The sequence below is a fragment of the Pseudomonas sp. H1_G08 genome, from assembly GCF_054681355.1.
Map to the genome: position 1 here is coordinate 1,620,682 of NZ_CP162822.1, position 25,343 is coordinate 1,646,024.

Below are 25,343 nucleotides of genomic sequence, written 5' to 3' on the forward strand. Positions count from 1 at the left end.
CATGGGCCTACGTGAAGAGATCCAGGCAGATCTGGCCGAGGCCTTCGACACTGATCTGGCGGACGCCGTGAAGCCATTCAGTGGCGGCGTGACGCTGCCGGGGACATGGGATCCGGTCAATGAGACGGCGGGCGATCCAGTGGTCATTGCCTACACCGGCCGGGGCGTGTTCGACGCCTTCAAGATTGCTCAGGTCGACAGTGTGAACATCCGCGCCACCGACCAACTGCTGATCGCGTTGACCAACGAAACCATCGGCGGGGTGCCGGACATCGGCCACAAGATCAACGATTACGACGTGGTCAACGTCCAGACTGACCCGGCCGGCGCCCATTACGAGATTCAGCTGAGGAAGGTCTGATGACGAACAAGGCGGGCTGGAGCCATAGCCTCACGGACTTCGCCGATCAGGCTGGCGAGGACATCACCCAGATGGCGCGCGCCATCGCGACTGCCATGCTTACGGAGGTGGTGAACCGTTCTCCGGTCGGGAGCCCTGACCTGTGGCATGCCAACGTGGCGCTGCGCACCAAGAACGTGGCGCTGGCAGATGCCTATGACGCGAACGTCGACGCACGCAACGCTGCGCGCACCGGTGGCCGAGCCTTCAAGAAGCTGACCAAGCGCGAGCGCGAAGAGAACTACTTCGTCAAAGCGCAGGCAGCGGGGAAGGGGTATATCGGCGGCACGTTCCGAGGCAGTCACCTGGTATCGATCGGCGCTCCCGACATGACCGTGACCGACAACATCGACCCGTCCGGCCGCGAAACGATCAGCAAGGGCAGCATGCTCATCAAAGCATCGGGCCAGTTTCCCGTCATCTACATCCAAACGAACAGCCCCTATGGCGAGATGCTGGAACTGGGGCATTCCACGCAGGCGCCCGGCGGGGTTTATGATCTCGCGTTCATCGGCGTATCCGAGGCCTACAAATGACCTTCGAGCAGATCAGAGCGCTGATCACCGCGCGCATGGTTGCCTTCACTGGCATTGACCAGGCGCGGATCGATTACCCGAACCAGCCGGAAGTGTTCACGCCGCCGGCGACCGGCCTCTGGTGCCGGCTAAATATCCAGTACGCCTCAGCCTTCATGGCCGGCATGGCCGACCGGCCGCACACGCGCAAGCCTGGGCAGATCAGCATCCAATGCTTTGCTCGGGAGCGAACCGGCACCAAGGCCATCAACGAGCTGGCCGACGCACTTGAATCGCACTTCGCCTACTGGATGTCCGGCCACCTGGAATGCATGGAAGCCAGCCAAGTGGTCGCCGGCGAGTTCGAGGGCTTCTACCAAATCAACGTAAACATCCGGTTTCGCGCCGGCTAAGGCAGTCCGCAATATTGGCGAAGCGCGAACCAGCGAGGAGATACTCCCAGTTTCTTCGCAGCGTCTGCGCTACCGCGATATTTATCCAGTGTGTCCGCTTTTCCTTCTGGCCACTCAGAGAAGGCATGAACGATTATTGCTGATGCCTTGTGGAGTTCGACCCCGTTCAAACCGTTGCTGTAATACTCCTGAGTCATTTGCCCAAGTGGTTCGAGCCGGAGGAAAAACTGGTGCCTCCAATGCTCCTCATGACTTTCACACTCTCTCAGAGTCAGCTTTTCTTTAATTAAGCATTTTGTTGATTTGTACTCCTCAATCAGTCGAGCGCATGTCAGCCAAGCAAGTCGATCAGGAGCCGGCGGCCTTCCAGCAGGTGTTCCCTCGCACAAGGCCGTAAATGCGCGTTCCAAGCTTGACTTCGCATGATTCAAAAGATGGGTGTTCTTGCGATCTTTCGAAGCCTTCCGTATTGCCCATCCTGCGAAGACTGCTGACAGTCCGCCAGCGATTGCTGCAGAGGCTTGTGAGATATCGACAACAAGCTTCCAGGTATCGGCATCCATCAGCGCTATCCCTTATTCCGTAAGTAAGGGCTCGATCCTAAGCGATGAAAGTTCATCTGTTCTACAGCCAGCCCCGCCATGAGCGGGTTTTTTTATGCCCGCGAATAGGAGGCTCCAATGAGCTCTGGCGCAAAAGTTGTAAGCCACATCATTGCGGAGGTGACGCCCGGCGTCACTCCCACCGGTACCTGGGACACGCTGCGCCTCACCGGCAACGCGCTGACCCCGACCGTCAACACCGAAGTCAGCGATGAAATCACCGACACCCGCCTGAGCCAAGGCTCGGTGGCCACCAGCATCGATATCGGCGGCGATTTGACGGCGGAGTTCTCGTTCGGCTCCTTCGATCAGTTGCTCGAAGCCGCCTTCTACGGCGTATGGACGGCTGACGTGCTGCGCGTAGGCGATACCCGCCACACCTTCAGCATCGCCAAGGGCTACAACGACGTCGGCGTCTATGGCGTGTTCAAGGGTGCGCACGTCTCGACCTTTGCACTCGACATCCCGTCGGAAGGCAAGGTGACCGCCACGTTCAACATGGCGTGCCTGGACTACACCGATGGCGACACGCCGATTGTCGTCTCGCCGAATGCGCCGACCACCACCCCGTTCCTGTCGAACAACAACGTCGGCACGATCCTGGTTAACGGCCAGTCGCTCGAAGGCGTGGCCTGCGTCTCGGCCATGACCGTGAATCTGGACAACAGCCTGCAGACTCAGCGCTGCCTTGGCTCCGATCGCCTTGGGCCGGGCGCGCACATCGCCACCGAGGCGGCGGTCACCGGCAGCATCACGCTGGCCTGGTCGAAGCGCGCGTGGGAGATCTGGAAGAACACCTTCACCCGGACGCCGATCGCAGTTGTCTTCCCGATCACCGACTCGCTGGGCAACAAGTACACGTTCAACTTCCCAGCCGTGGAAGTTGACGGCGAGCTGCCGAACGGTGGTAAGCGGGACCTGATTGAGGTCACGCTGAACTACACCGTCGCCAAGCTCAGCCCGACCATCACCCGCGAAGCGGCTGATCCAACCCCGTAAACCCTTTGGCTCCCTCGGTTCAAACGCCGGTCGGGGGAGCCCTTTTATTGGCGTGGCGTTGAGGAATTGAAATGGCTCTGCAACTGGGCAAGAAGAAGCCGGCGGCCGCCGGTGAGCGCTGGGCGAAGTTCGACGAAGACACCAAAATTCTGCTCGCCAGCATCGACAACCCTGAATACCAAGTCGCCCTTGAGCGCATGCGCCGCCGGATCCAGCGCAACGACGCACGGTTTGAAGAGGGCCAGGTGGGCGTGGTCGCCGGCGAAATGACCGAGCACCAGAACCACGCGATGCTGCTCAGCCATTTCATCGTGAAGAACTGGGAGGGCGTGCTGGATGCCGACGGCAAGCCGATCAAATATAGCCCGCCTGTAGCTGCAGAGCTGCTGGAAAACAACATCGAGTTCTTCATCTTTGTCCTGCGCGAAGGCGCGCTGGCTGCCAACGATGCCGCCGAGGAGCGAGCCGAGTCGGTGGGAAAGCAGTCGCCCGCTTCGAGTGGGAGCAAGAGTGGGGCGGGGAAAGCGAAAAGCGCCGGGCAGTCTACTCTCGGCTGAAAATGGCGATCCCCGGCGAGCCCGACAATGACCCGCTCACCGCCTACCTGCTCAACCTGTACCGGAACGTGTCTCGCGGCCGCCGCTACATTGCCGGCATGGCGGGAGCATTTCCGCTGCCGCTCTCAGCGCGGGAGATCTCCGACTGGCTGGAGTCGCATCCGTCACCGCTGCCGCGCGATGAGATCGACGATGTGATGTTTGCGCTGGATGCGGTGTGCTTGGCCGGTGCCGACGAGTGATTTTGTCGAGGGCCTCGACTTGGTGCTAGATTCCTCTTTCAAACAGGGAGGGGTGTCTTTGAAAAGACAAATAGCATTTGGGTTGGCGTTCTTACTTCTGGCGGGTTGCGAAACTACTCGCGTTTCGCCTGAGAAGGCCGCACAGGTCCCGGCAGACGATATCTTTGCCTTTGGGAAGCCAACTTCGGCCAGTGATGCTCGCATTGTTTTCACTCAGGACGCAGGCGCTCTGAGCTGCCTCGGAGCAGGTATGCAGGTTTTTCTCAACGAAAGACTGGCTGCTGAAACGAGCAGCGGGAAATCGGTGAAGCTGTACCACAACCCCGGCCCGGTTCAACTGAGCATCAAAAACAACGCTGCGTGCGCCGGGGGCGATCTGCGAGGAATGTTGCTCGATTTGAAGCCTGGATACTCTTATTCGGTTCGCGGATATCGCGGAATGTGGGACAAGGCTGAACCATTGTTGACATCACCAGAGCCCTATAAATACAAGTAGAGAGGCGGCATGAAACGATTAATTGCGGCATCGACGGCATCATTGTGCATTGCGCTTTCAGCCCATGCTGAAGACAGTTCGTGCAAGAAAATTTCGGCGCTGGCCGGGCAGGCTATGACGGCGCGCCAGAACGGTCAGTTGCTTGAGGATTCGCTCGATAAAATCGGCGACGGCAGCAAATTTGCGCGCTCAATGATCCTCAAAGCCTACGAGCGACCGGTAGCAATAGTCGACAGCATCAAGACTGAAGCAATCAATGAATTCAGGAACGATGCGTTTCGTCAGTGCCTGGATGCCAACGGATAGACCAAACGCTCACAAAGCCCGCTACGGCGGGTTTTTTTATGCCTGGAGAAAACAATGGCTCAGACATCCCGCCTGGTTCTGGAGATCGACAGCCGGGACGCCGAGCAGAAGGCTGCCGACACGCGCAAGGCACTTGAGGCACTCGAAGGTGCAGGCCTTCGAGCCAAGCCAGTCATGGACAAACTGGCCGACGGCATCGATAGCGTTGGTCAGTCCTCGGAGACCACAGGCAAAAAGGTCAAAACACAGAAAGAGCAACTGGAAGAGTTGCTGGGGAGTATTGACCCTGTCACCCGAAAGCTGGGCGAACTGGACAAGCAAGAAAAGGAACTGGCCAAAAACCGAAAGCTTGGCTTGATCGACGCTGATACTTTTTCCGAGTACCAAGCCAAAATCAACACCACCCGAGCTGATCTGGGGCGCTTCAACGCGGACCTTGGCAAAACCGGCATGACGGCCAAGGCAACAGCCGCCGCACTGCGGGGCGTTCCGGCGCAGTTCACGGATATCGCTGTTTCGCTGCAGGGCGGACAGGCGCCTCTCACTGTTTTCCTGCAGCAGGGTGGCCAGCTTAAGGATATGTTCGGCGGTGTTGGGCCGGCCGCGAAAGCGTTGGGCGGCTATATCCTTGGCCTGGTCAACCCGTTCACTGTGGCTGCCGCAGCGGTTGGCGTGCTCGGTCTGGCCTACTACCAAGGCTCGAAAGAGCAAGATGCTTACCGCCTTTCTCTCGTCACCACTGGCAATGCTGCCGGCACTACCACGCTGGCGCTGGCCGAGATGGCGAAGCGTGTCAGCGGCACCGTCGGCACCACTGCAGACGCCGCTGCGGCACTGGCCCAACTGGCCGGCACCGGGAAGATTGCAAGTTCAAGCTTTGAGCAAATCGCAACATCTGCAATCGCCTATGAAAAAGCCACGGGCAAAGCAGTGTCGGAGACGGTCGCTGAGTTTGCCCGGCTCGCCGACGACCCCGTGAAAGCGGTTGCGGAGCTAAACGACAAGTACAACTTTCTGACCGCGTCGGTGTACGAGCAAATCCGAGCCGCTCAGCAAATGGGTGAGAAGGAGGCAGCCGCAGCTATAGCGCAGGAAGCCTATGCCAGGGCGCTGGGCGAGCGCGCCGCAACGATGAAGGCGAACCTCGGCACGCTTGAAAAAGCGTGGAATGATCTTGCTGGCGCAGCGAAGAGCGGATGGGATGCCATTCTGAACATCGGGCGGGAGTCGAACGACGGTCCTGATGTTCAAGCCATCCAGCAAAAGATCAATTACCTGAAATCCACTCTCGATACGGGTTACGAGGACGGTAACGCAAGGGAGCGAATCGCCTCTCTTCAGGCTGAGCTGGATGCCTACAACAAAAAGTCCAAGGCCGAGCAGGACGCTGCTGATGCTGCCGCGCGAAACGCCCAAATTCAGCGCGACGGCCAAGCCGCATACGAGGCTTTCGAAAAAAACAAAGAGCAGTACTTCACGAAAGAGCAAAAGAGGAACAAGGCCCTTGAGGATGAGCTGAAGCGAATCAACGCAGCAAGGGCGGCAGGCTATACGATCACAGCTGAACAGGAGGCCGCAGCCCTGAAGGCTATCCGGGAAAGCGATAGCTTTAAGGAGGCTGCGGAGAAGAAGCCCAAGGCATACCGCGAAGACTCCGGCATGAAGGCGCTTGACCAAGCCCGCCAGCAATATGCTGTGCTGCAACAGCAGAATTCGCTGATCGGCGTGCAGAAAGGCGAGGTCGATAAGCTAGGCGCCGCCGGGCAGGCGCTGGTGAAATGGGAGCAGGAACTCGCCGACATCAAGGGTAAGCAGATCCTGACGGCCGACCAGAAGGCTTTGGTCGCGAACCAGGAACTGATCACCGCCCAGCTGAAAAAGAACGCCGCGCTTGAGAAGGAAAACCAGCTCAAGAAGATCTCCATGGAGGAGACGCAGAAGCTCGCAGCATTCCAGGCCAATCTGGCCAGCCAATTGGCAAAGGCACAGACCGGGCTGGACAACAACCTCGCCGGCATGGGGCTGGGCGACCAGCAGCGTCAGCGCTTGCAGGAACAGTTCAGCATCGAGCAGCAGTACCAGTCGCAGATGGATGCTCTGCAGCAGCAGCGCAACGAGGGTCGCATCAGCGAAAAGCTGTACAGCGAGGAGACTGATGCGCTCCGCTCAGCGCTGCAAACCCGCCTCGCGATGCAGCAGCAGTACTACACGGACGTGGATAAGGCTCAATCGGACTGGGCGCTCGGTGCTTCGTCGGCGTTTCAGACCTACTCGGAGCAGGCGCGCGACGTCGCCGGGCAAACCCGCAACCTGTTCACCAACGCCTTCAGCAACATGGAAGACGGCATCATCCAGTTCGTGAAGACCGGCAAGCTGTCGTTCAAAGATCTGGCGGACGGCATCATCGCCGACTTGATCCGCATTCAAGTGCGCCAGGCGGCAGTAGGCATATTCGGAACTGTCTTCAGCGGATTGACCGCAGGCGCCTCAGCCGGCAATGGCCTCGCAGCCGGATCCGCTGGCGCGACGTCTTCCACGCTCGGCGCATCTGCCGCCGGATACGGCTCAAAGTTCGGATTCTCCGACGGCGGCTATACCGGTGACGGCGGCAAGTTCGAGCCGAAGGGCGTCGTGCACGGCGGCGAGTTCGTGGTCCGCAAGGAAGCGGTCAGTCAGCCAGGTGCTCGGGAATTCCTCGAGCGCATGAACGCGAACACCAAGGGCTATGCTGACGGCGGGTATGTGGGCGGCGCGTCCACGTCCAGGTCAACGACGACATCGGCATCGATGAGTCTGCCAGCTATAGAGCAGCACTTTCATTTTCAGGGAAATCCTGATGAAAACACTGCTCAATTGCTCAAACAGGCTGCAGATGACGGCGCGAATCGCGGCATGAGAGGCGGCTACGAGATGATGCTGCGCGACCTCAAACAGAATGGAACGGCAATGCAACTTATAAGGAGAAACAGGTGAAAATCTCTGATCTGGATACAGGAAAGCTCATTGATGTGATCAATCGCGCAATCTTTCCTGTGGTTTTTGAGGGCGTTAATGCTCAAACACCTCCCAGCGAGTTGCGCAGTCGAGCGAACCTGAATGCCGAGGTTATGGGCAGGATCATGGGTGTTCTTCTTTGCAAGGATGAGATCGGGCAGGAAATTTTCGAACTGATCGAATTGAGCGTGGCGCGCATGAAAGAAGGTCACGGCGAATCGTTCGACGAGCTGCTGGGGCCAGGCGGCTCACTAAGCAGCATTCACAAGCTTTAAACAAAGCTGATTCTTCAAGGAGTACTGCATGGCTCTCACGTGGCCGGCTTCGCTGCGCCCGTCAGAAATGACGTGGGGCATCGTCAACAACAGCAGGGCGTTCACCTCGACGCTCTCGAATGCCCAGCAGATCGTCGGCTACCCGGGCGCTTACTGGCAGTGCACCTTGACGTTCGGACTATTGACCAGAGCCCAAGAGCGCGAGCTTTCAGCGTTTCTCGGGCGACTGGATGGGATGTTCGGCACCTTCAACTTGCCGGCCTTCACCCGCCGGCGCACCAGCAGCGTCGGCGCACTCTCAGTGGTCACAGGCAACGCGCAAGCGCGGTCGATGGTCATCGGCGGCGCGCCGGCGAATGCTGCGGTGTTTGCTGCTGGCGACTACATCACCATCGCGGGCGAGATGTTCGAGATAACCGATGCAGCGTCGGCGAACGCGCAGGGCAGGGTTACGGTGTCGCTCAACAAGCGGATCCGCAGGACGCTCACGGCCGGTACCGCCGTCGAGTACCTCAACCCATATTCCGAAATGCGCATGACCACCGACACCTGGGCCATGTCCGTAAAGCCGGTGATCGCCAACGGCAGCTACCAATTCAGGGAGGCGTTCTGATGCCATCAGCATTCCCGTTCAGCCAGAACGTGGTGAACATCATCGCGACCGGCCGCTTCATGCCGGTGTATGCAGTGCAGCTCGACTTCGTCGACGGCATGGTCTTCGCGCACACCGGTACCGGTGATCTGGTGATCGACGGTATTACCTACCTCGGCGTGGGCAATTTCGGCCAGGTCAGCCAGTCACAGGAGAGCGATAACTCAGGCTCGCCCATGTCGGTAGAACTGACCCTGAGCGGGCTGGATGCCTACATTCTCTCCGAAACCAACGTCCGAGGCTGCCGTGGGCGAATGGCCAAAGTCATGTTCGTGGTGTTCGACGAGGCCGGCAATTACGCGGCGGACATCCTGTTCTCCGGCCGGATGGACGCGGCTAAGTTCTCCTTTGCCGGCAATGGCGAGGACGGCAACAGCATCACCGTCCCGGTTATTGACCGTATGGCCGAGTGGAGCCGTACCGGCACCGAACGATTCACCGACGAAAACCACCGCGCGCGCCATCAGGGCGACCGGTTCTTCTACGCCATCGCCCAGATGTCCGAGTGGCCCATTTACTGGGGCTCGAAGAAGGACGCGCCGACATTCACCTATGGAAGCTAGCCATGCGCTACCGAGACTGGACAACCCGTCTGAACGAAACGATCAAGGCCGCCCAAGAGCGGCCTTTTTCATGGGGTGAATTTGATTGCTGCCTGTTCGCCGCCGACTGCGCCGTCTCGGTGTGTGGCGTGGACCCGGCGGAGAACTACCGGGGCAAGTACACGACGGAAACCGGCGCCAAGCGGCAGCTGAAGAAGCAGCACGGCAGCCTTGAGGCGGCGTGGGATACCCACTTTGCCCGGGTGTCACTGCCCTTCATCCAGCGCGGTGACGTCGTGCTGTACGACGCGCCCGGCGGCCGAAGCATGGCCGTGTTCTGGGCAGGAGATTACTGGGCGGCGACCGATGACGGCGCCGCCCGGGTTGAGTGCGAGCCACTGGCCGCGTGGAGAATTGAATGAGCGGCGGCGTTAAAAAACTCGCATCGGTCGTCATTGGAGCGGTGGTTGGTTTTGCCCAGGGCGGCCCATGGGGTGCGGTTGCAGGCGCAGCGCTTGCCTTTTACGCCGCCGAGCAGCAGGAAAAGCTCAACACCAAGTCGCCCCTGCGCGACAACGAGCCGTCTGCCCAGACCGTGCGGTCCTCAAAAGCACCGGTGCGCTTCATCCTTGGTCGCGTCTCCACTGGCGGCGTCCTGGTGTGGGCGCAAGAGCAGTCCGGCGATCAGGGTGAGGGCGAATGGCTGCACCTGGTGTATGTGCTGTGCGAGGGTGCGATCGATGCGCTCGAAAACATCTACCTGGGCGAGGAAGATATCGGCGCATTCGGCCCGTTGGCCAGCTATGAGCTGGTCGTCAATCCAACTCAAGTCAACGCATTCCTGAAGGCAAATTGCCCCGACTGGAAAGACTCGCAGATCGGTCGCGGCTTGTCCTATGTGCGAGTTTCCCTGCGTTACAGCGCAGAGAAGTTTCCATCGGGCATCCCTGACACGCGTTTTGTGGTTCGTGGCCGGAATGATATCTACGATCCGCGCACCGGGGCGGCGGGTTACAGCGCAAACACGGCGCTCCACCTGCTCTGGTTCCTGCGTAACCGCTGCAACGTGCCGGACGATGAGATCGTTTTCGAGACCTTCGCCAGCGCTGCCAACGTCTGCGACGAAGGCGTAACCAACGCCGACGGCTCGACGAGCCAGCGGTATCGCACCGGCTGCGTAATCGGTGCGGACGAGCAGCGCACCGGCGTTCTCCAGAAGCTGGAAGCAGCGTCGGGTGGCCATCTGATTCGAGTTGGCGGCCGCTGGATGTTCCAGGCTGGCGCCTATTACGGACCGTACGACTTCGAGATCACCGAGGACATGGTGATCGGCACAGTCACCGGCAGCACTGAGCCAACCAATGACACCGCAATCAACACTGTACGCGGCACCTTCATTGATCCCGAGCAGTCGTGGACCGAGACGGATTACCCGGAAGTCAGCGTAGCCGAATGGATCGTTGAGGACGGCGGTGAGGCGGCGGAGACGCTGACCTACTCCTATGTCACCAACCCCTACCAAGCGCAGCGCCTGGCGAACATGGAGCTGCGCCGGCGCCGCGCCGGTGGCGCAATCAGCATCCCGATGAACTTCGCTGGCTACAACTGCCGGCCGGGCCGCGTGGTGCGGGTAAATCTCCCGTCGCTGAACATCCTTGGAGAGTTCATCGTCTCCGACTGGTCGATGGGCGATCGTGAGGGCTGCACGGTTCAGGTCAAGCAGTACGAGCCTGCCATCTTCGATGACGCTGTCGGCCAGCCATACAACCCGATTGGCTTCATCAATCTGCCATCCGGCGGGCTGGGCACGCCAACGAATCTTGCGTGGACGCAGGACACCACGGCCGAGGTGACGCAGGGCGTTCTGTCGTGGGCGCCTCCGGCTGGCGTGGTCAAGGAGTACATCGTTATCGTCCGGCAGGGTACGACTGCGATTCAGTCGCACAACGTTCCCGCGACATCGACGGAGTGCGCCATCAACGGTTTGCCGTCCGGCAACTACACAATGAGCGTGGCGGCCGCTGGCCCGATGGCGCGATCGGGAGAGGTGACTATCACCGTCAGCATCAACGGCCCACCCATTCCGGAAAGCTGTGTGGTGCAGTCCTCGATCGACAACATCGTGCTGATTCCGAGCAACGCGCAGAACGGGCTGAATGGCGGAACCTACGAGTATTTCTTCAGCACGTCGCCGACGGCTACCTCTGCGGATGCGGAATATTTGGGACAAGGCCTGACCTTTACCCATACAGGTCTTGGGTTTTGGACGAATTATTACTACTTCATTCGATCATCGAACGCGTACGGAAAGAGCTCGTTCCTCTATGTGCCTGCCCAGACTTCGAACGACGTGTCGGCGTACCTCGCTGCTCTGCTGGGCAAGATCACGCGCACCGAGCTGGGTGAGGATGTCCTTAGTGAAATCGACAAGATTCCCGGACTGCAAGATCAGATCAACGCGCTCGATGGGCTTAAGGGGTATGAGCCGGACCAGGTGTATCTGAAGGGGCAAATGATCGTCGAAAACGGCCAGATCTATTTGGCTTTGCAGCCGGTCCCGGTAAACACGCCGCCACCTGATCCGACCTATTGGGAGGATGTCGGTGACCTTCTGGAAACAGCCAACGGTCTGGCAGAGCAGGTTGCAACTCACGCCACAGAGATCACTGATCTCGACGGAGAGGTTACTGCTACCTCAACGGCGTTTAACGCTTTACGTGCTTCTTGGCGTGACGACGATGGGCAAGGTGATCTTGATGGGGCGCTGAAGGAGTGGAGCAGCACGTCCGCCATTGCCGGTGAGGACCGGGTTCGATCTTCGGAGAATCTCGCCAGCGCTCAAAAGCTCATCACTCTTGATTCAAAGGTTGGCGAGAACGAAGCGAACGTTACCGATCTTCGCAGCACCCTTGCCACCGACAAGGAGGCCACTGCTCAAGCGATCGTGCAGGTAAACGCGAAGGTCGGCGAGAACGCGGCCGCCATTCAGGAAACGGCCACCGCCTTTGCTGATGTTAACGGCAATCTGAAAACGATGTGGTCCGTGAAGATGCAGGTCAATGCGAACGGGCAGTACGTTGCCGCCGGCATTGGTCTCGGTATCGAGAACGTGAATGGGGTTTTCCAAAGCTAGTTCCTAGTGAGCGCTGACCGTTTCGCCATCGTCAACACCATTGCCGGCGGCGCCATTTCTGTGCCTTTCGCGGTTGAGGGCGGGCAGGTCTTCCTGAATACCCTGTTTGTGAAAGATGCCTCCATCGGAAACGCCAAGATCGGTTTCTTCATCCAGTCGGACAACTACATCGCCGGGGTTCAAGGCTGGCGCATCGACAAGGCTGGCAACTTCGAGTTGAACAGCCCGCTGGGCGGAGGGGCTCGCCAGGTCATTAACAACAACGGCGGCAAGGTGTTCGATGAGAACGGCGTGAAGCGCTACCAGTGGGGGAATCTGAACGCATGAACTTCGGCATAAGGATATGGGGCGCCGATGGGGCGCTCCAGCTGGACGAGAACTCATTCACGATTCGCGTTGTGCTTTCAGTGCAAGTGACCTTCGCGCTTGGAGCCAGCAAAGGAACGCAAGACTTCGCCGTTCCCGGTGTAGGCCCTGGCAACGGAACCGCAATCGTGATTCCGATCGGTACCTATTCGCAGAACCAAATGCAGTTCGAAACCGAGATGCTCGACGGAGTCGTCCGCGTCTACAACTACACCCGGACGTACGCGGCGAGTACCACGTCTTCTGGAACCATGCGCCTGATCGTGATGAGGTGGAGCTGATGAGTTATGGCGTTCAGTTCACGAACAACAACAACGTCGTGACTTTGGATTCAGAGTTCTCGCGGCTGATGGTAATTGCGTCAGGGCGGTATGCACCAACACAGGAGGCGGGGCTCGGCTCGGTCACTACCTTCGCTCGGCCGGTTACTTCTGAGGAGCCTCCACTTGTATTTGTCCGGCCCGATACGATCAACGGTATAGCCGGGCTTTGCCGAATGAGGGTTCTTGGCTCAGCAGGTAACTGGACTGGCTTTTATGTCAGGGCATACGACGTAAACGCTGCCGGGCTGAATGGACGCTATTTTGTAGCTGCGTTTGGTGCCCAGCCAGTCGCGCAGTACGGCATGCGATTGTGGGACGGCGCAGGTAAGTTGCTGTTTGACTCTGGTACCCCAAACGCAACATTCACCCGAGCATTTCAGAACTGGAACTACGTCCGCTACGACACCAGCCAGCAGGGGCTGACACGCATTTTCTACAGCGTCCCGTTCAACTTTCCAGAGAACGAATTCATGCTGTTGAACACTTTCGGCATGCCAATGACTTCGGGGAGTGGGATTCCGCGCGAGCTTTACTGCTGGTGGGATTTCCCCAACAGCACGCTCTACGCCATCACCGTTGCCGCATCGAACCCTTTCGCTTTCTTCCTGCCGGCAGTGTTCGCCAAACAAGCCGCATAACCCATTTATAGGATATCTCCATGCCCTGGTACAAAACGGGAACGGTTTCTGTCGTCCAAAATTCCAACGCGGTGATCGGCGCAGGCACCGCGTTTATTGCCAACAGCCGTGTTGGCGATGCTTTTCGCGGTCCGGACGGCGGCTGGTACGAGGTGACGAACATCGCGAGCGATACGGCGATGTCGATCTCGCCGAACTATCAAGGCTCGACCAACGTGTCTGGTGTTTACGCTCTGGCGCCGATGCAGGGTTACGTCAAGGATTCGGCAGACGCGCTTCGAGCGCTAGTCAATCAATTCGGCGGCGTATTGGCTGTGCTTGGCGAGACGCCCACGCAGACTGGAGTAAGGCAGGCGCTCAACCTCGCGACTGCCGATGGGCTGCCTGAAGGTCAAACCAATAAATATGCGACACCAGCTACTGTTCGCGGCATCACGCTGACCGGACTTGACCTGACAGTGAAAACACCGGTCGTTTCGACTGACACGATTCTGGCGGCGTTAGGAAAACTTCAAGCCGGGAAGGCTGCTGCCGGGGCGAACACTGATATCACAGAGCTGAACGGCCTGACGAAAGCTGTCACTGCCGCTCAGGGCGGTGTATCGGCTGGTTACATTGAGGGCTTGATCCCTCAGTGGAATTCGGCGACATCGATCACTGTTTCGCCCGGTACCGCTTACATCCCGGGCGCGCAAAAGCCTCTGGTCGCAGCATCGCCCTTGACGCTTTCGGGCCTGTCATTGACCGCTAACGCCTGGTACTACCTTTACCTATACGACAACGCCGGCGTAACGGCCGTTGAACTGGTGACCACAGCCCCTGCCGCACCGTATAGCGGGACAGCGCGCACAAAGACAGCAAACACCAGTCGGCGATTTATCTGCGCCTTGAAGACTGGATCTTCTGGTCTTTTTGCTTTCCTGTGGATGGGGGACACCATCCAATTTATGGAGACGTTCAGCGATCCGCCGTTTCGTGTTGTTTTACAAGCCCCGGCGAGCACTCCCACAACTTCTGACCTGTCGCCAGCCGTGCCGATTACAACTCAAATCGCCTTGACTATCGCCACGGCGAACGCCGGCGCATCTGCTTACGATATGTACTTCAGTACGCCCGAGCGTCAGCCCAAAGTGCTGCAGGTCGCATCAGGTGCAACATCCTCAACCCGGTCAGCCCTCCGGCTCGCAACCAGCCCAACGCAGCAAATCAGCAGATGGGTCTCTGGTGGTTCGCTGACCCTCGACGTTTACGGATACGGGAACGACAGATAATGCCCTATGTAATCAACGCTACAGGATGGAACTCAGTAAGTGATGACTTTCAGGAAAGCGAGCTTTCGGAAGGCGAAACACTGGTTAGCGAAATACCACAGTGGTTCTACGAAAGGCTCGCGGCCGCTGAAGAGCAGGCGCTATTGATGGTTGCCGAGAACGCATGGCGCGAACAGGAGATTGGATCGATAGCCAATCAGCTGATGGCCTTGGAAGAGAGCGAGGCTACAGGAGAGGCCGCCGGTGCGCTTCCGGGCACTCGATCGCAGTGGCTTTCGTATCGCACCAAAGTTCGCGCCTGGAAAGAGGGTGCTGAGGGCTTTCCCGACTCAGCCCAACGACCCGCCCGACCGGAATAGGCCAATGAAATCGGAAACCCGGCAGCACGCACATCGATGCGATGTTGCCTAGAAAGCAGGACTATTGCAGAAGGTTGATGTTGAAACGAGTCAGCGCCTATGTAGACTGTCGATCGAAGCCATCTAGGGAACACTGCAGTGCTAAGACGAACACTCATTAAAGTCCTGGCCATTATGGTCGCGATCTCATTGGCTGGCTGCGCCAGCCATCCCGATACTTCTCCGAAAGTGCTGATCATCGGTGACTCCATATCGCTTGGCTATACACCCTACGTAACGCAAGCCCTGTCATCTGATGCAGTCGTGATTCACAGCCAAGGAAACTCCGAGGACTCAAATAACGGGGTTCGGAATGTGGAGCGGTGGGTTGGTGCAAAAAAGTGGGACGTGATCAGCTTCAACTTCGGTCTATGGGATCTCTGCTACCGGCGTCCAGGACCGATCACCTTTCAAAATCGAGACAAGGTTAATGGTGCCGTCGCGGTCCCTCTTGCACAGTACGAGAAGAATCTTTCGTTGATTGCCAGCCGATTAAAGGCAACCGGCGCCAAGGTGATCTTCCAAACCACCACTTTCGTTCCGAACAATGAGCCTGGCAGGCATGCAGGTGATGTCGTCCGTTACAATCAAGTCGCCACTGAAGTCATGAAGCGCTTTGGCATATCTGTCAATGATTTATCTGCCGTGTCGGCTACATTGCCGGCCCAGATGTATGAGTCCGACACCGACGTGCATTACACCGAATCTGGATATTCCGAGCTGTCCAAGTCTGTATCCGATAGCATTCGCTCAGAGCTGTAGCCGCCCCTTCGTTTATAGATCCCCGCCGAGTGCGGGGTTTTTTTTGTCTGGAGAAAAGTGATGCCTGTAACCGAAAAAGACCGCGAAATTCTTGCCCTCACTCTTTGGGGAGAGGCGCGAGGGGAGGGGCCCGCCGGCCAGATCGCCGTGGCCTGGGCGATCCGCAACCGTGTGTTTGACGGAAAGGAAAAGTCGTGGTGGGGCGAGGGCTACGCCGGCGTCTGCCAAAAGCCCTGGCAGTTCAGCTGCTGGAACAAGATCGACCCGAACTACCAGTTCCTGATTGGCGTGAAGGAAATCCCGTTCCGCGAGCTGGCGCAGTGCCGGATCGCCGCTGACCAGGTGATCGACGGAAAGGTGCCGGACCCTACCGGCGGCGCGACGCACTATTACGCCACCAGCATCAAACCGCCGACGTGGTCCCTGAGGGCGAAGCAAACCCTCAGACTTGGTGGCCACTTATTCTTCAAGGATGTACTGTGATTACCATGTCTTGGACGAATGACAGCGTGCTAGATGTATGTCAGCAAGATATAGAGTTAACTATTCAAACTCGATAGGTTGGTCTATTTAGATCCTCCGTAGCACTGATAATAGTCAATGCTTGTCTCAAGGTAGGTGTTGAGCGTAGAGGTTGGCAGTTTAGAAAATGCTCCATTTCGTGTAGCCATGGGTTCTATTCCTATTTCATTTTTGATTCGCTGAGAAGTGACGTCTCCATAATCGCTAACTCCAATAATTCTGTCTCCGCATGTGCTCAAAAGGTCGGCCGCTCCGGTTAATGGCCACGTCCTATCGATTGCCATGCCAAACTTATTAATCTCCCATTCTGTGATTTGAGAGCCTCGGCTTGACGACAGCAAAGCGATGTTGATAGACCAGTATGTCATGACTATAAGTGACGCGGTGAGAATGAGGTTTGTTGAGCGCCAACGTGGAAGGCTAAATGCCACGATTATCGATGCCAATAGCGCTAAACTTATATTTCGCTCAAAAAAAACAGGTTTGGTTGCGAAGTATATATATATTACGGACGCCATAATTGAAAGGCCAATCATCCAATTCGGTGAACTACGCAAAGGTGTTCTAATGGCGATGCAAGCTGCGCCAGAAATACCTACGGCGAATAGAACTAAATGGCTCGCCCAATCAAGCATCCCGGTTCCAGGATTAGAGTGCGGGAGATGTTGTGTTGAATACTGCCTCATCAGCCTGCCGAGACCGTCGAAAAATACGTTTGGCTCGATGAATGTGTAGGGTGAGGTTGCCGCAAACCCAGCTAACATTGCCAACGCTGATATTGCCAGCAAGCGAATCGTTTTAGTGGGTTCGTTTCTTAATAATTTTAAGCCCTCAGGTAGAAATATTATTGCTGTGGCCGCGAATGTTAACTTGGAAGCTGTGCCGACTCCAATTATAAATGCTGCTAAACTCCATCTCAAAAGCACACTTCGATTTACAGAAGCCACAAAAATCACGGCTGCTGCTAAGAAATAAAGAAGGCTTTCCGCTCTTGCTAGATGAGCATCAAACGCCATCGTAGGGAGAACCGCTATAGCTGTCGATGTATAGAATCTACGCCAAAAAGCAATCCCTCCGTTCTTCATTGCGAACCAAATGAATGCAAGCGCTCCGAGCTGAAGGGCAATATTAGCCGAACGCAGAGCTGCGATAGTTTCGTTTTCTGTAGGCTTCAAAAAGGGGATTGCGAATAAGTTGTAACTATAAAAGTTGTGCATGTCGCGTTTGAAGTACGGCATTATGTTTTCGGCAAGTCGCCAGTTGCCGTTGAAATCGCCTCGCTCAACCATAGAGCGAGCTACGGAGGGTGCAATATTTTCATCTACATTTATCGGGCCGTCAGAAAACTCGATTCGAAGTATGATGAATAAAATTGCTACAAATGCCAGTGCTACGAATTTTCTCAGGCTTAAGTTGTTTGTATTCGAAGTTTTATCACATTTTGATAGTGACTGCTTTCGGGTTGTCTTATCTAATAGGTCAAGGCTCATCTTTAATCTGACTCAAAAAGTTCTACGGCGCGCATTGTATGGGAAACGTAATCGTGAAAATAGTGGTCGGTTTATGCGCCCGCCCCCTATCGGATATCGCTTCTCTAGGTAGAACCGCAAGACAATCGAGGCTACCCCGCGCTGTCATCGCGACAGCTGTCGATAGCTTTCAGTCTGGCGTCATCAAAACAGCCAAGGTCATTTTGATGAATTCTTCATTTCGATCGAGCGCGGCCAGAGAGCTGCGGACGTTTTCCGCGACGTCGGCGGATCCGCGCTGCTCGACCCAGAGGGTGAGCTCCATGATGGCGGCTTCAAGAGCGAGCTGGTTTTCGTTGATTTTGAAGAGTAGGGAAGGGAGCAGATCAGAGTTTGGCATTGGTTTCCTCCTTGGACGAAACCAGAGTAGCAGGGGGATTCAATGTCGGCAGAACGCCGGAGAAGGGCAAAGCGCTGGATTATGCAGAGTCGGTATAATGCCAGCTTCTCAGTGCCCGATAGGATTTCAATCTTTACGTGAAATTTAAGGTCTTTTTCGGGCCGCAATCATTCTGCGGTATGCGAAAACATTGGGCCGAATGGCAGTCTTTCGAGTCGAATTGCGGCCCAAAAAATCGCATCCAAGCCGCAGCCCGCTTGATTCTGGCGCGGGACTTAAAATCCCCCGCTCGTAAGGGCGTGCCGGTTCGATTCCGGCTTCGGGCACCATAAATATCAAGGGCTTGCATGACATATGTCATGCAAGCCCTTATTTTTTGTGCCGTGGAAATGTTTTCCACGCTCCTGACTGGCCATTCCGTCGCCGTCTGGTGCCTGAAGTTCGACTCCTTTCTTCAGCGTCGACTGCATCCATCAGCGAGTAAGTGTTTCCGGCGCTACCACCCATACGCTACAGGGCATTTTGTACAACAGATGCTCGACCGTGCTGCCAACCAGTCGGCCTATTCCTCGATGAGTGACGCGGCCCATTACGATCACATCGATGTCGTAAGCATCGGCATAGCTGGAAAGCACCTTGGCGGGATCGCCCACAATCATGTGCTGGTTTTCTGCCGGAATATTGTTGCGTGCAGCCAGCGCCTGGAAAGCTTCGCCTTGGGCATCGAACAGTTTCTTGGCTGCGCTGGAAGAAAAGATCGCGGACGCGTTATTGAAGCCGAATTCGGCAGCGCTGATCGATGACAGGTCATGGGCATAAATTACGTCCAGGCTGCCATTGCAGATACCGGCCAGTCTTGCTGCTTCGCGCAGGATCCGGTCGTTGAGGCCCTGGTATTGGCCATCACGATGGAAGGGGTCGACCGCCGCGACGATTCGGCGTGGCAGAGCGTTTTGAGCGTGGCTGACAAAATGCAGCGGCACCGGGCATTCGCGCAACAGGTGGATATCCAGCGGCGTGAACATCAGCCGCGACAGAAGTGATTCGTGCTCCAGAGCCTTTATAAGGGCGGCCATCGGCTGTTCCTTCAAATGAATGAGGATTTCCTTCAAAGGATTGTCCACCCAGACGACCTCGGTGGTGACGGTCACTCCGATCTTGCGCAGCGGCCGGGCCTGGTCTTCGAGCCATTGATGATGGCGTTCGACATAGCCCAGACGCATCTGCTCCAAGGCTTGCTCGTTGACCATTCCTGCGGTCGCCAGGCCCTCCAGATAATCAAACGCGACAATATGCAGTGCGGCATCCGACGCTTTGGCCAGTGCGGCGGCGCGGTCGAATGCGGGACTGTTTTTCATCAGCGGCGACACGACCAGCATGAAACGCGATTGCTCAGACATGACAGAACTCCCGAGGTAGTCACCCAAGCATTGCGCTGCATGCCAGGAGTGAGTAGTGGCGCATGCGCTTATCCTGGAGCGAGCCAGCAGGGCGGGGTTGATATTTATCAACCAGACATCAGCGCGTGGTCGTGAGCGGATGTACGGTGGAGCAAGACCACTGATCCTCGGATAGTTGACCATTATCAACTACGACCCTGTCGCCGCGGCTCAAGCTCTGCTCTGCACTCACCTGTCGGCGGAGGGAAAGTCATCATGGCCACCATGAAAGCCGCAATATTCGTTGAAAAAAACCGCATCGTGCTCGATGACAAGCCGATTCCCGAGGTCGGGCCGCTGGATGCGTTGATCCGCGTGACCACCACCACCATTTGCGGCACCGACGTACATATCCTGCGCGGCGAATATCCAGTGGCCAAAGGGCTGACCATCGGCCACGAACCGGTCGGCATCATTGAGCGATTGGGCTCGCAAGTACGCGGTTTTATCGAAGGGCAGCGAGTGATCGCCGGTGCCATCACCCCAAGCGGGCACAGTTACGCGTGCCTGTGTGGCTGCGGCTCGCAGGACGGCCCCGACACTCGGCACGGCTTCAAGGCCATTGGCGGCTGGAAGTTTGGCAACACGATCGACGGTTGCCAGGCCGAGTACGTATTGGTGCCGGATGCACAGGCCAACCTGTGCCCGATCCCCGATGAGTTGAGCGATGAACAGGTGCTGATGTGCCCGGACATCATGTCCACCGGGTTCTCGGGGGCGGAGCGGGGCGAGATCGCCATCGGCGACGCTGTCGCAGTATTTGCATTGGGTCCCATCGGCCTCTGCGCCGTGGCCGGAGCGCGCCTGAAGGGCGCCACCACGATTATCGGTGTCGACGCGGTGCCCGAACGCATGGCCATGGCGCGCCAACTGGGCGCGACCCATACCGTCAATTTCAAGGACGGCAATGTGGTGGAGCAGATCATGGCGTTGACCGATGGCCGTGGCGTGGATGTGTCCATCGAAGCGCTGGGCACCCAAGGCACGTTCGAGTCGGCATTGCGGGTGCTGCGCCCGGGTGGGCGCTTGTCCAGCCTCGGGGTGTATTCCAGCGACCTGCACATCCCGCTCGGCGCGTTTGCCGCCGGACTGGGCGATTACAGCATCGTTTCCACCCTGTGCCCCGGCGGCAAGGAGCGCATGCGGCGCCTGATGGCGGTGGTGCAGAGCGGCGCCGTCGATCTGTCACCGCTGGTGACTCACCGTTTCAAACTGGACGACATCGAGCAGGCGTATGAGTTGTTCGCTCATCAACGCGACGGGGTCATGAAAGTCGCAATCACTCCTTGAAAGCACCTTGGCGTGCCGCTGAAACCGGGGTTTCCATGAACATCAAGATCGCTGAAAAACACGCTCCCCATGGCTGGGTCGTGCACATGGATGACTGGGATGTGGGCTTCAGGAGCCTTAAGGCTGCGCAGGAATTTGTCGAGGTGCTTGAGGCCCGTATCAACGCCCCTCACGAGTGGCCGAATGCGTTTGCCCAGCCGTTGCCAGCGCGGCCGGCAACGGCGCGCCGAATGGCCGTGAGCGTTGAATGCTCGCCGTAAGCCGAATGCAGAGCAGGGTCGCAGACCCTGTGGGACGCTACCCATCATGAATGAGGTTTTTGATCTGTCCGGCGCCGCTGCGGCGTTGGGGATCGGCATGCTCATCGGTCTTGAGCGTGAACGGCACAAGGGCACCGGCGATGCGCGACACTGCGCCGGTTTGCGCACGTTCGCCATTACCGCGCTGTTGGGGTATGTCGCGCTACAGGTCGGCGGTGGCCTGCTGCTGGGGATTGTCGCCGGCTGTGTCACGTTGCTGACCAGCGTTGCGTACTGGCGTAGTCAAAGCGACGACCCTGGGCTGACCAGCGAGGTGGCGTTGATCGCGGTGCTGATCCTGGGCGCGTTGTGCGCAACCGCGCCGGCGCTGGCCATTGCCCTTGGCGTGGTGATCGCGGGTTTGTTGACTTATCGCCAGACGCTGCATCACTTTGCCAACAGCCAGTTGTCCGAAACTGAAATGCGTGATGGCCTGATCCTGCTGATCGCCGCGCTGGTCATACTGCCATTGGCACCGGACCGATATATCGGCCCGTACGCCGCGATCAATCTGCGCACCATTTGTACCGTGACGGTGTTGCTGATGCTGGTCGGCGCGTTCGGCCACGTTGCCGTGCGCGCTTTGGGCTCGCGTTATGGCTACGTCATCAGCGCGATTGCATCCGGCTTCGCCTCCAGTACCGTGACGATCGCGACCATGGGCCAACGCCTTGCCCATGAGCCGGACAACATCCGCATCCTCAGCGCCGCGGCGATTTTTTCCAATCTCGCGACGGTGATACAGATCGGCCTGATCCTGACGATGGTTGATGCGGATCTGCTGAACAGTGTATGGGCGCCACTGCTTTTCGGCTTGATCGCTACGTTGTTGTACGGCGCCTGCCTGATGTTCCCCGACCCCACGCGAGGGAGCCGCAGCAAGCCGGTCGACACGGCAGGAGCGTTCAATCTGAAACTCGCGGTCATCGTGACACTGACCCTTACCGGCATCACATTCGTCTCATCGGCCATGCTCAGCCACTTTGGTCAGGCAGGCTTGTGGCTGACCGCAATGCTTTCGGGCTTTGCCGATGCGCACTCTGCCACAGCGTCCATCGCCAGCCTGGCCAAGGCGGGCCAGGTGCCTTATGACTCGATAGCGGTGCCAGCGCTGATTGCCGTCAGCAGTAACTCGGTGAGCAAATGCGTGGTGGCGTGGGTCAGCGGCGGCAGGCGTTTCGCTGCCTGCGTGATCCCGGGGCAGTTGTTGCTGACCTTGGCCATGTGGGCGGGCACTGTGCTGTTTTGAGCGCAATCGGTGCTCTTGCTGACAAAGATCAAGCTGCCAGTGGCCACAGCATTCACCCTGAAGACTGTTTCTCCTGGCTGGCCGCATGCCGAGGTATCCCATGTCACAGATTCCGCGTTTACTGCTGATCGCTCCTTCAGCCATGGAGCGCACGCCGGCGTTCGAGCGCGCGGCTGCACTGGCCCAGGCCATGCAGTTGCCGTTGCACATCGTGGCCTTCGATTACTTGCAGGCGCTGGCCGTGGCAGGGCTGTTTGCCCCCGAGCAGATTCGCCTCGCCCGCGATGGTTATCTGCGCACTCACCGGCAGTGGCTCGCAGAGCAGGCTTCATTGCTGGCAAGGCATCAGATCATGGTCACCAGCGAGGTGGTGTGGGTTCAGGATCCCTTCGCCGAGATCCTGCAGTTCATCAACGAGATGCCGTTGCTATTGATCATCAAGGATGTGCAGCACGAATCCGTGCTGGAGCGTATTTTCTACACCCCGCTGGACTGGCAACTGTTACGCGATTGCCCGGTGCCGGTGCATTTGGTGACCGACGACACTCATCCGCGCCCACGCCGTGTGCTGGCCATCGTCGATGTCTTGCGCAGCGAAGAGCAGGACTGCCTGTTCAACGATCAAATCATCGATGCCTCCACCCAACTGGCCGCGCAGTGCGATGCCCGTCTTGATGTGGTGCATGTTTACGACTGGACGGCGGTTTACGCCACGGACATGGGGTTCGGCGCACTGCCATTGGCCACCGGGATCCATGAAACGCTGGGCACTGCGCAGCATGAGGCATTTACGGCCCTGGCCGAGCGTCACGGCGTACCGGCCTCATGCCGGCACTTCATCGAGGGCGCACCGGTGCGCAGTATCTGCGAGTTCGCCATCAACAAGCAGATCGACGTCATTGTCATGGGCACAGTGCAGCACCACGGCTTGAGCAAGTTGTTAGGCAGCACCGCCGAACAGCTGCTGCATCGGGCACCTTGCAGTGTGCTGGCGATCAAGCCGCAACCCACACTGCAATCCTGAAACACGAACGCCCCGAGGTGAATCGTTGGCCGACTCACCTCGGGGCGATTCATTTACAGGTCAAGACGATGAATGACCTGGCGTGCGTCGTCAGGATCATTGTGGGTCTCGAAGCCCAGGCTTTTGGCCAGATCGCGCATCGCCGAGTTACTGGCGGCATCGACCGAGTACATCTGGCGGAATCCGTTGTGGCGGGCGGCCTTGATCAAGTGTTCCATCAGCAACGTGCCCAAGCCCAAGTGCTGCCATTCATCGGCGACCGTCACCGCGCACTCGCATTGATGTCCGCCTGTGCCGGCATAGCGGCTGATGCCGATTTCGATCAACTTGCCGTTCTCGTGAACCAGTGCAATGAAGGCGGTGCGCTGTTTGTTATCGGTGTCCATCAACTGGTCGAGCAGAGCGGTGCCGGGTTCGCCGATCTGGGCGAGAAAACGCATGTGCCTGGATTCGGGGGACAGGCGCTTGATGAAGTCGTATTCGCGCATGCGATCCTTCTCCGTGAGCGGCCGGATCAATACATGGCGACCGTCCTTGAGCGCCTCAATCCAGTATTGACCGGAAACCGCTGCATAAGCGGCCACGGCCTGATCGTTGTGGTCTTTGACGGTGAGCATGGTCATTCTCCATCCGGTTCGAGAGGCTGGCGGGCGGTTGGAAAACCGTCCGCTTGCCTCCCTTCTACGCGGTTGCCCATGGCGACATCTGATCTACATCAGACAGCTGCCATGCGCCTCGTTGATTGACCCGGGTTTGATGTAAATCAACGCCCGGCCAGGGCGAGCGGGCGCAGTCTTGAAGCCTGCCGGCCCACCGCGCCGGTGCCGAGCGGAGGTGTGTGATGGGCCAATATGAACGTCTGTTGCTGGTCGCCGACCAGACGCTGCATCAATCGGCGGCGATGCTGCGTGCCATCGCGCTGGCCAAGGCGAGCGGGGCGGCACTGGATGTGCGGGCGTTCGTTGAGCCGGTGCCGATCACCCATCTGTGGGAGGAAAAAATCGATGACGTGGATGCTCAGCGCTATCAGCGGCGCTACCGTCGCTGGGTGGCCGATGAGCTCGAGCAGCTCAGCAACCAGGGGCTGGACGGCACCGTTGATGTGGTCTTCTCCAGCCATCCGCTGCTGGACATCCTCAAGACCGTCCATGTGCTCAAGTCCGACCTGTTGATCAAGGATGTGCGACTGGAACCGGCGCTCAAGCGCGTGTTCATCACGCCGCTCGATTGTCACCTGCTGCGTGAGTGTCCGATCCCCGTGCATCTGGTCAATCAGATTCGCTATGCGTTGCCGCATCGTGTCGTCGCGGCCGTTGACCCGTTTGATCCAGATACCCAAATCAATGGCTTGAACGACGTCATCATACGATCGGCGAACGCTTTGGCGTTGCACTGCGACGTGCCGTTGCACCTGCTATGCGCCTACGATTTGTCCGCCGCTTTCAACGGCGATGCACCAATGATCAACGGTGGCTGGAACGAAGATCTGGCGAACGAGCTGCGTCAGACACTGCATCAGGCTTTTATCGCCCTTGCCGATCGTCACGGTGTGCCACCTGAGCGTCGACACTTCGTCATGGGCCATCCAGTGCAGGTCATCAATGAGTTTGTCGAGCAGTACCTGGCCGACGTGGTGGTGATGGGCACGGTTCATCGCGTGGGCATCGAACGCGTGATCGGCAGCACCACCGAGCGCGCCTTGTATTCGGTGCCGGGGAGCATTCTGGCGGTGATGAAAGAGCCTGTGCGGTGAGCATGATCGCAGCG

The 25,343-nt window shown here is 58.0% G+C and carries 29 protein-coding genes, 1 tRNA gene and 1 pseudogene; 26 read left to right on the plus strand and 5 right to left on the minus strand.

The genetic code is table 11. The features are described 5' to 3' along the window. The first annotated feature begins 1 nt into the window (after window position 1). Genes AB4N85_RS07455 through AB4N85_RS07465 form a run of 3 tightly spaced genes read left to right on the plus strand, consistent with a single transcriptional unit; the run spans window position 2 to window position 1,328 of the window. Window positions 2-361, plus strand: a complete 360-nt coding sequence (locus tag AB4N85_RS07455; RefSeq protein WP_425646022.1) for a hypothetical protein — start codon at window positions 2-4, stop codon at window positions 359-361. Continuing rightward, complete coding sequence (locus tag AB4N85_RS07460; protein ID WP_460067584.1) at window positions 361-936, plus strand: HK97 gp10 family phage protein; 576 nt, start codon at window positions 361-363, stop codon at window positions 934-936. The genes AB4N85_RS07455 and AB4N85_RS07460 overlap by 1 nt, the downstream gene beginning before the upstream one ends. Then, a complete protein-coding gene (locus AB4N85_RS07465; protein WP_460067586.1) occupies window positions 933-1,328 on the plus strand; it encodes a hypothetical protein in 396 nt (131 codons plus the stop codon). Before AB4N85_RS07460 ends, AB4N85_RS07465 begins: the two co-directional genes overlap by 4 nt. Here the strand turns inward: AB4N85_RS07465 and AB4N85_RS07470 are convergent. Further along, a complete protein-coding gene (locus AB4N85_RS07470; protein ID WP_143503134.1) occupies window positions 1,325-1,891 on the minus strand; it encodes a hypothetical protein in 567 nt (188 codons plus the stop codon). The two genes, AB4N85_RS07465 and AB4N85_RS07470, sit on opposite strands and share 4 nt — an antisense overlap. 117 nt (window positions 1,892-2,008) lie before the next feature. On the opposite strand from AB4N85_RS07470, the gene AB4N85_RS07475 reads away from it, so the two are divergent. The 17 genes and pseudogenes from AB4N85_RS07475 to AB4N85_RS07555 all read left to right on the plus strand — a co-directional run bounded on the left by AB4N85_RS07475 (window position 2,009) and on the right by AB4N85_RS07555 (window position 16,367). After that, entirely contained in the window at window positions 2,009-2,929 is a 921-nt protein-coding gene (locus AB4N85_RS07475; RefSeq protein WP_064361194.1) for a phage tail tube protein, read from the plus strand. A 71-nt stretch (window positions 2,930-3,000) separates the two neighbouring features. Further along, a complete protein-coding gene (locus AB4N85_RS07480; protein WP_460067588.1) occupies window positions 3,001-3,486 on the plus strand; it encodes a hypothetical protein in 486 nt (161 codons plus the stop codon). 2 nt (window positions 3,487-3,488) lie between these two features. Further along, window positions 3,489-3,728 carry a hypothetical protein gene (locus AB4N85_RS07485; RefSeq protein WP_252869406.1) on the plus strand — a complete coding sequence of 80 codons (240 nt, stop codon included), beginning with the start codon at window positions 3,489-3,491 and terminating at the stop codon, window positions 3,726-3,728. Between the two features lie 58 nt (window positions 3,729-3,786). After that, window positions 3,787-4,224, plus strand: coding sequence for a hypothetical protein (locus AB4N85_RS07490; RefSeq protein ID WP_460067591.1), 438 nt, complete (start codon window positions 3,787-3,789; stop codon window positions 4,222-4,224). Window positions 4,225-4,233: 9 nt separating this feature from the next. Next, on the plus strand, window positions 4,234-4,530 hold the full coding sequence (locus tag AB4N85_RS07495; RefSeq protein WP_252869408.1) for a hypothetical protein: 297 nt from the start codon (window positions 4,234-4,236) through the stop codon (window positions 4,528-4,530). A 54-nt stretch (window positions 4,531-4,584) separates the two neighbouring features. Beyond that, the gene (locus AB4N85_RS07500) at window positions 4,585-7,503 is read left to right on the plus strand and encodes a phage tail tape measure protein (protein WP_460067593.1); all 2,919 of its coding nucleotides are present in this window, start codon (window positions 4,585-4,587) and stop codon (window positions 7,501-7,503) included. Then, window positions 7,500-7,799, plus strand: coding sequence for a hypothetical protein (locus AB4N85_RS07505; RefSeq protein WP_252869410.1), 300 nt, complete (start codon window positions 7,500-7,502; stop codon window positions 7,797-7,799). Before AB4N85_RS07500 ends, AB4N85_RS07505 begins: the two co-directional genes overlap by 4 nt. A 28-nt stretch (window positions 7,800-7,827) precedes the next feature. Further along, window positions 7,828-8,412 (plus strand): hypothetical protein, encoded by a 585-nt coding sequence (locus AB4N85_RS07510; protein WP_252869411.1) that lies wholly within the window; start codon window positions 7,828-7,830, stop codon window positions 8,410-8,412. Then, complete coding sequence (locus tag AB4N85_RS07515) at window positions 8,412-9,014, plus strand: hypothetical protein (RefSeq protein ID WP_047297606.1); 603 nt, start codon at window positions 8,412-8,414, stop codon at window positions 9,012-9,014. Before AB4N85_RS07510 ends, AB4N85_RS07515 begins: the two co-directional genes overlap by 1 nt. A gap of 2 nt (window positions 9,015-9,016) precedes the next feature. Beyond that, window positions 9,017-9,415 (plus strand): DUF6950 family protein, encoded by a 399-nt coding sequence (locus AB4N85_RS07520; protein ID WP_252869412.1) that lies wholly within the window; start codon window positions 9,017-9,019, stop codon window positions 9,413-9,415. Next, a pseudogene (locus tag AB4N85_RS07525) lies at window positions 9,412-12,453 on the plus strand (phage tail tip fiber protein). The gene AB4N85_RS07520 and the pseudogene AB4N85_RS07525 overlap by 4 nt, the downstream one beginning before the upstream one ends. Window positions 12,454-12,461: 8 nt before the next feature. After that, on the plus strand, window positions 12,462-12,773 hold the full coding sequence (locus AB4N85_RS07530; RefSeq protein ID WP_056786843.1) for a hypothetical protein: 312 nt from the start codon (window positions 12,462-12,464) through the stop codon (window positions 12,771-12,773). Further along, entirely contained in the window at window positions 12,773-13,453 is a 681-nt protein-coding gene (locus AB4N85_RS07535) for a hypothetical protein (protein WP_150635451.1), read from the plus strand. The genes AB4N85_RS07530 and AB4N85_RS07535 overlap by 1 nt, the downstream gene beginning before the upstream one ends. Window positions 13,454-13,473: 20 nt before the next feature. Then, a complete protein-coding gene (locus AB4N85_RS07540) occupies window positions 13,474-14,724 on the plus strand; it encodes a hypothetical protein (RefSeq protein ID WP_224787234.1) in 1,251 nt (416 codons plus the stop codon). Further along, on the plus strand, window positions 14,724-15,083 hold the full coding sequence (locus tag AB4N85_RS07545) for a hypothetical protein (RefSeq protein WP_150635450.1): 360 nt from the start codon (window positions 14,724-14,726) through the stop codon (window positions 15,081-15,083). The genes AB4N85_RS07540 and AB4N85_RS07545 overlap by 1 nt, the downstream gene beginning before the upstream one ends. A gap of 138 nt (window positions 15,084-15,221) precedes the next feature. Further along, on the plus strand, window positions 15,222-15,884 hold the full coding sequence (locus AB4N85_RS07550; RefSeq protein ID WP_460067597.1) for an SGNH/GDSL hydrolase family protein: 663 nt from the start codon (window positions 15,222-15,224) through the stop codon (window positions 15,882-15,884). A gap of 60 nt (window positions 15,885-15,944) precedes the next feature. Beyond that, entirely contained in the window at window positions 15,945-16,367 is a 423-nt protein-coding gene (locus tag AB4N85_RS07555) for a cell wall hydrolase (protein WP_150635448.1), read from the plus strand. A gap of 83 nt (window positions 16,368-16,450) precedes the next feature. On the opposite strand, the gene AB4N85_RS07560 is transcribed toward AB4N85_RS07555, so the two are convergent. Continuing rightward, window positions 16,451-17,896, minus strand: coding sequence for a hypothetical protein (locus AB4N85_RS07560; protein ID WP_457263647.1), 1,446 nt, complete (start codon window positions 17,894-17,896; stop codon window positions 16,451-16,453). Between the two features lie 169 nt (window positions 17,897-18,065). Beyond that, a complete protein-coding gene (locus AB4N85_RS07565) occupies window positions 18,066-18,275 on the minus strand; it encodes a hypothetical protein (RefSeq protein WP_122602544.1) in 210 nt (69 codons plus the stop codon). 193 nt (window positions 18,276-18,468) lie between these two features. Here AB4N85_RS07565 and AB4N85_RS07570 point away from each other — a divergent pair. Continuing rightward, window positions 18,469-18,604 (plus strand) — tRNA-Leu (locus tag AB4N85_RS07570). Window positions 18,605-18,748: 144 nt separating this feature from the next. Here AB4N85_RS07570 and AB4N85_RS07575 read toward each other — a convergent pair. Continuing rightward, on the minus strand, window positions 18,749-19,675 hold the full coding sequence (locus AB4N85_RS07575) for a universal stress protein (RefSeq protein WP_150635930.1): 927 nt from the start codon (window positions 19,673-19,675) through the stop codon (window positions 18,749-18,751). Window positions 19,676-19,930: 255 nt separating this feature from the next. Between AB4N85_RS07575 and AB4N85_RS07580 the strand changes: the two genes are divergently transcribed. The 4 genes from AB4N85_RS07580 (at window position 19,931) to AB4N85_RS07595 (ending at window position 23,576) form a co-directional block, all read left to right on the plus strand. Continuing rightward, window positions 19,931-21,004, plus strand: a complete 1,074-nt coding sequence (locus AB4N85_RS07580; RefSeq protein ID WP_252869420.1) for an NAD(P)-dependent alcohol dehydrogenase — start codon at window positions 19,931-19,933, stop codon at window positions 21,002-21,004. Window positions 21,005-21,039: 35 nt separating this feature from the next. After that, a complete protein-coding gene (locus AB4N85_RS07585; protein ID WP_150742046.1) occupies window positions 21,040-21,264 on the plus strand; it encodes a hypothetical protein in 225 nt (74 codons plus the stop codon). A gap of 46 nt (window positions 21,265-21,310) precedes the next feature. After that, a complete protein-coding gene (locus AB4N85_RS07590) occupies window positions 21,311-22,552 on the plus strand; it encodes an MgtC/SapB family protein (RefSeq protein WP_252869421.1) in 1,242 nt (413 codons plus the stop codon). A 100-nt stretch (window positions 22,553-22,652) separates the two neighbouring features. After that, the gene (locus AB4N85_RS07595; RefSeq protein WP_252869422.1) at window positions 22,653-23,576 is read left to right on the plus strand and encodes a universal stress protein; all 924 of its coding nucleotides are present in this window, start codon (window positions 22,653-22,655) and stop codon (window positions 23,574-23,576) included. 53 nt (window positions 23,577-23,629) lie between these two features. Here the strand turns inward: AB4N85_RS07595 and AB4N85_RS07600 are convergent, their stop codons facing one another. Then, on the minus strand, window positions 23,630-24,193 hold the full coding sequence (locus AB4N85_RS07600; protein ID WP_252869423.1) for a GNAT family N-acetyltransferase: 564 nt from the start codon (window positions 24,191-24,193) through the stop codon (window positions 23,630-23,632). Window positions 24,194-24,417: 224 nt separating this feature from the next. Between AB4N85_RS07600 and AB4N85_RS07605 the strand changes: the two genes are divergently transcribed. Further along, complete coding sequence (locus AB4N85_RS07605) at window positions 24,418-25,329, plus strand: universal stress protein (protein WP_252869424.1); 912 nt, start codon at window positions 24,418-24,420, stop codon at window positions 25,327-25,329. Window positions 25,330-25,343: the final 14 nt, after the last annotated feature.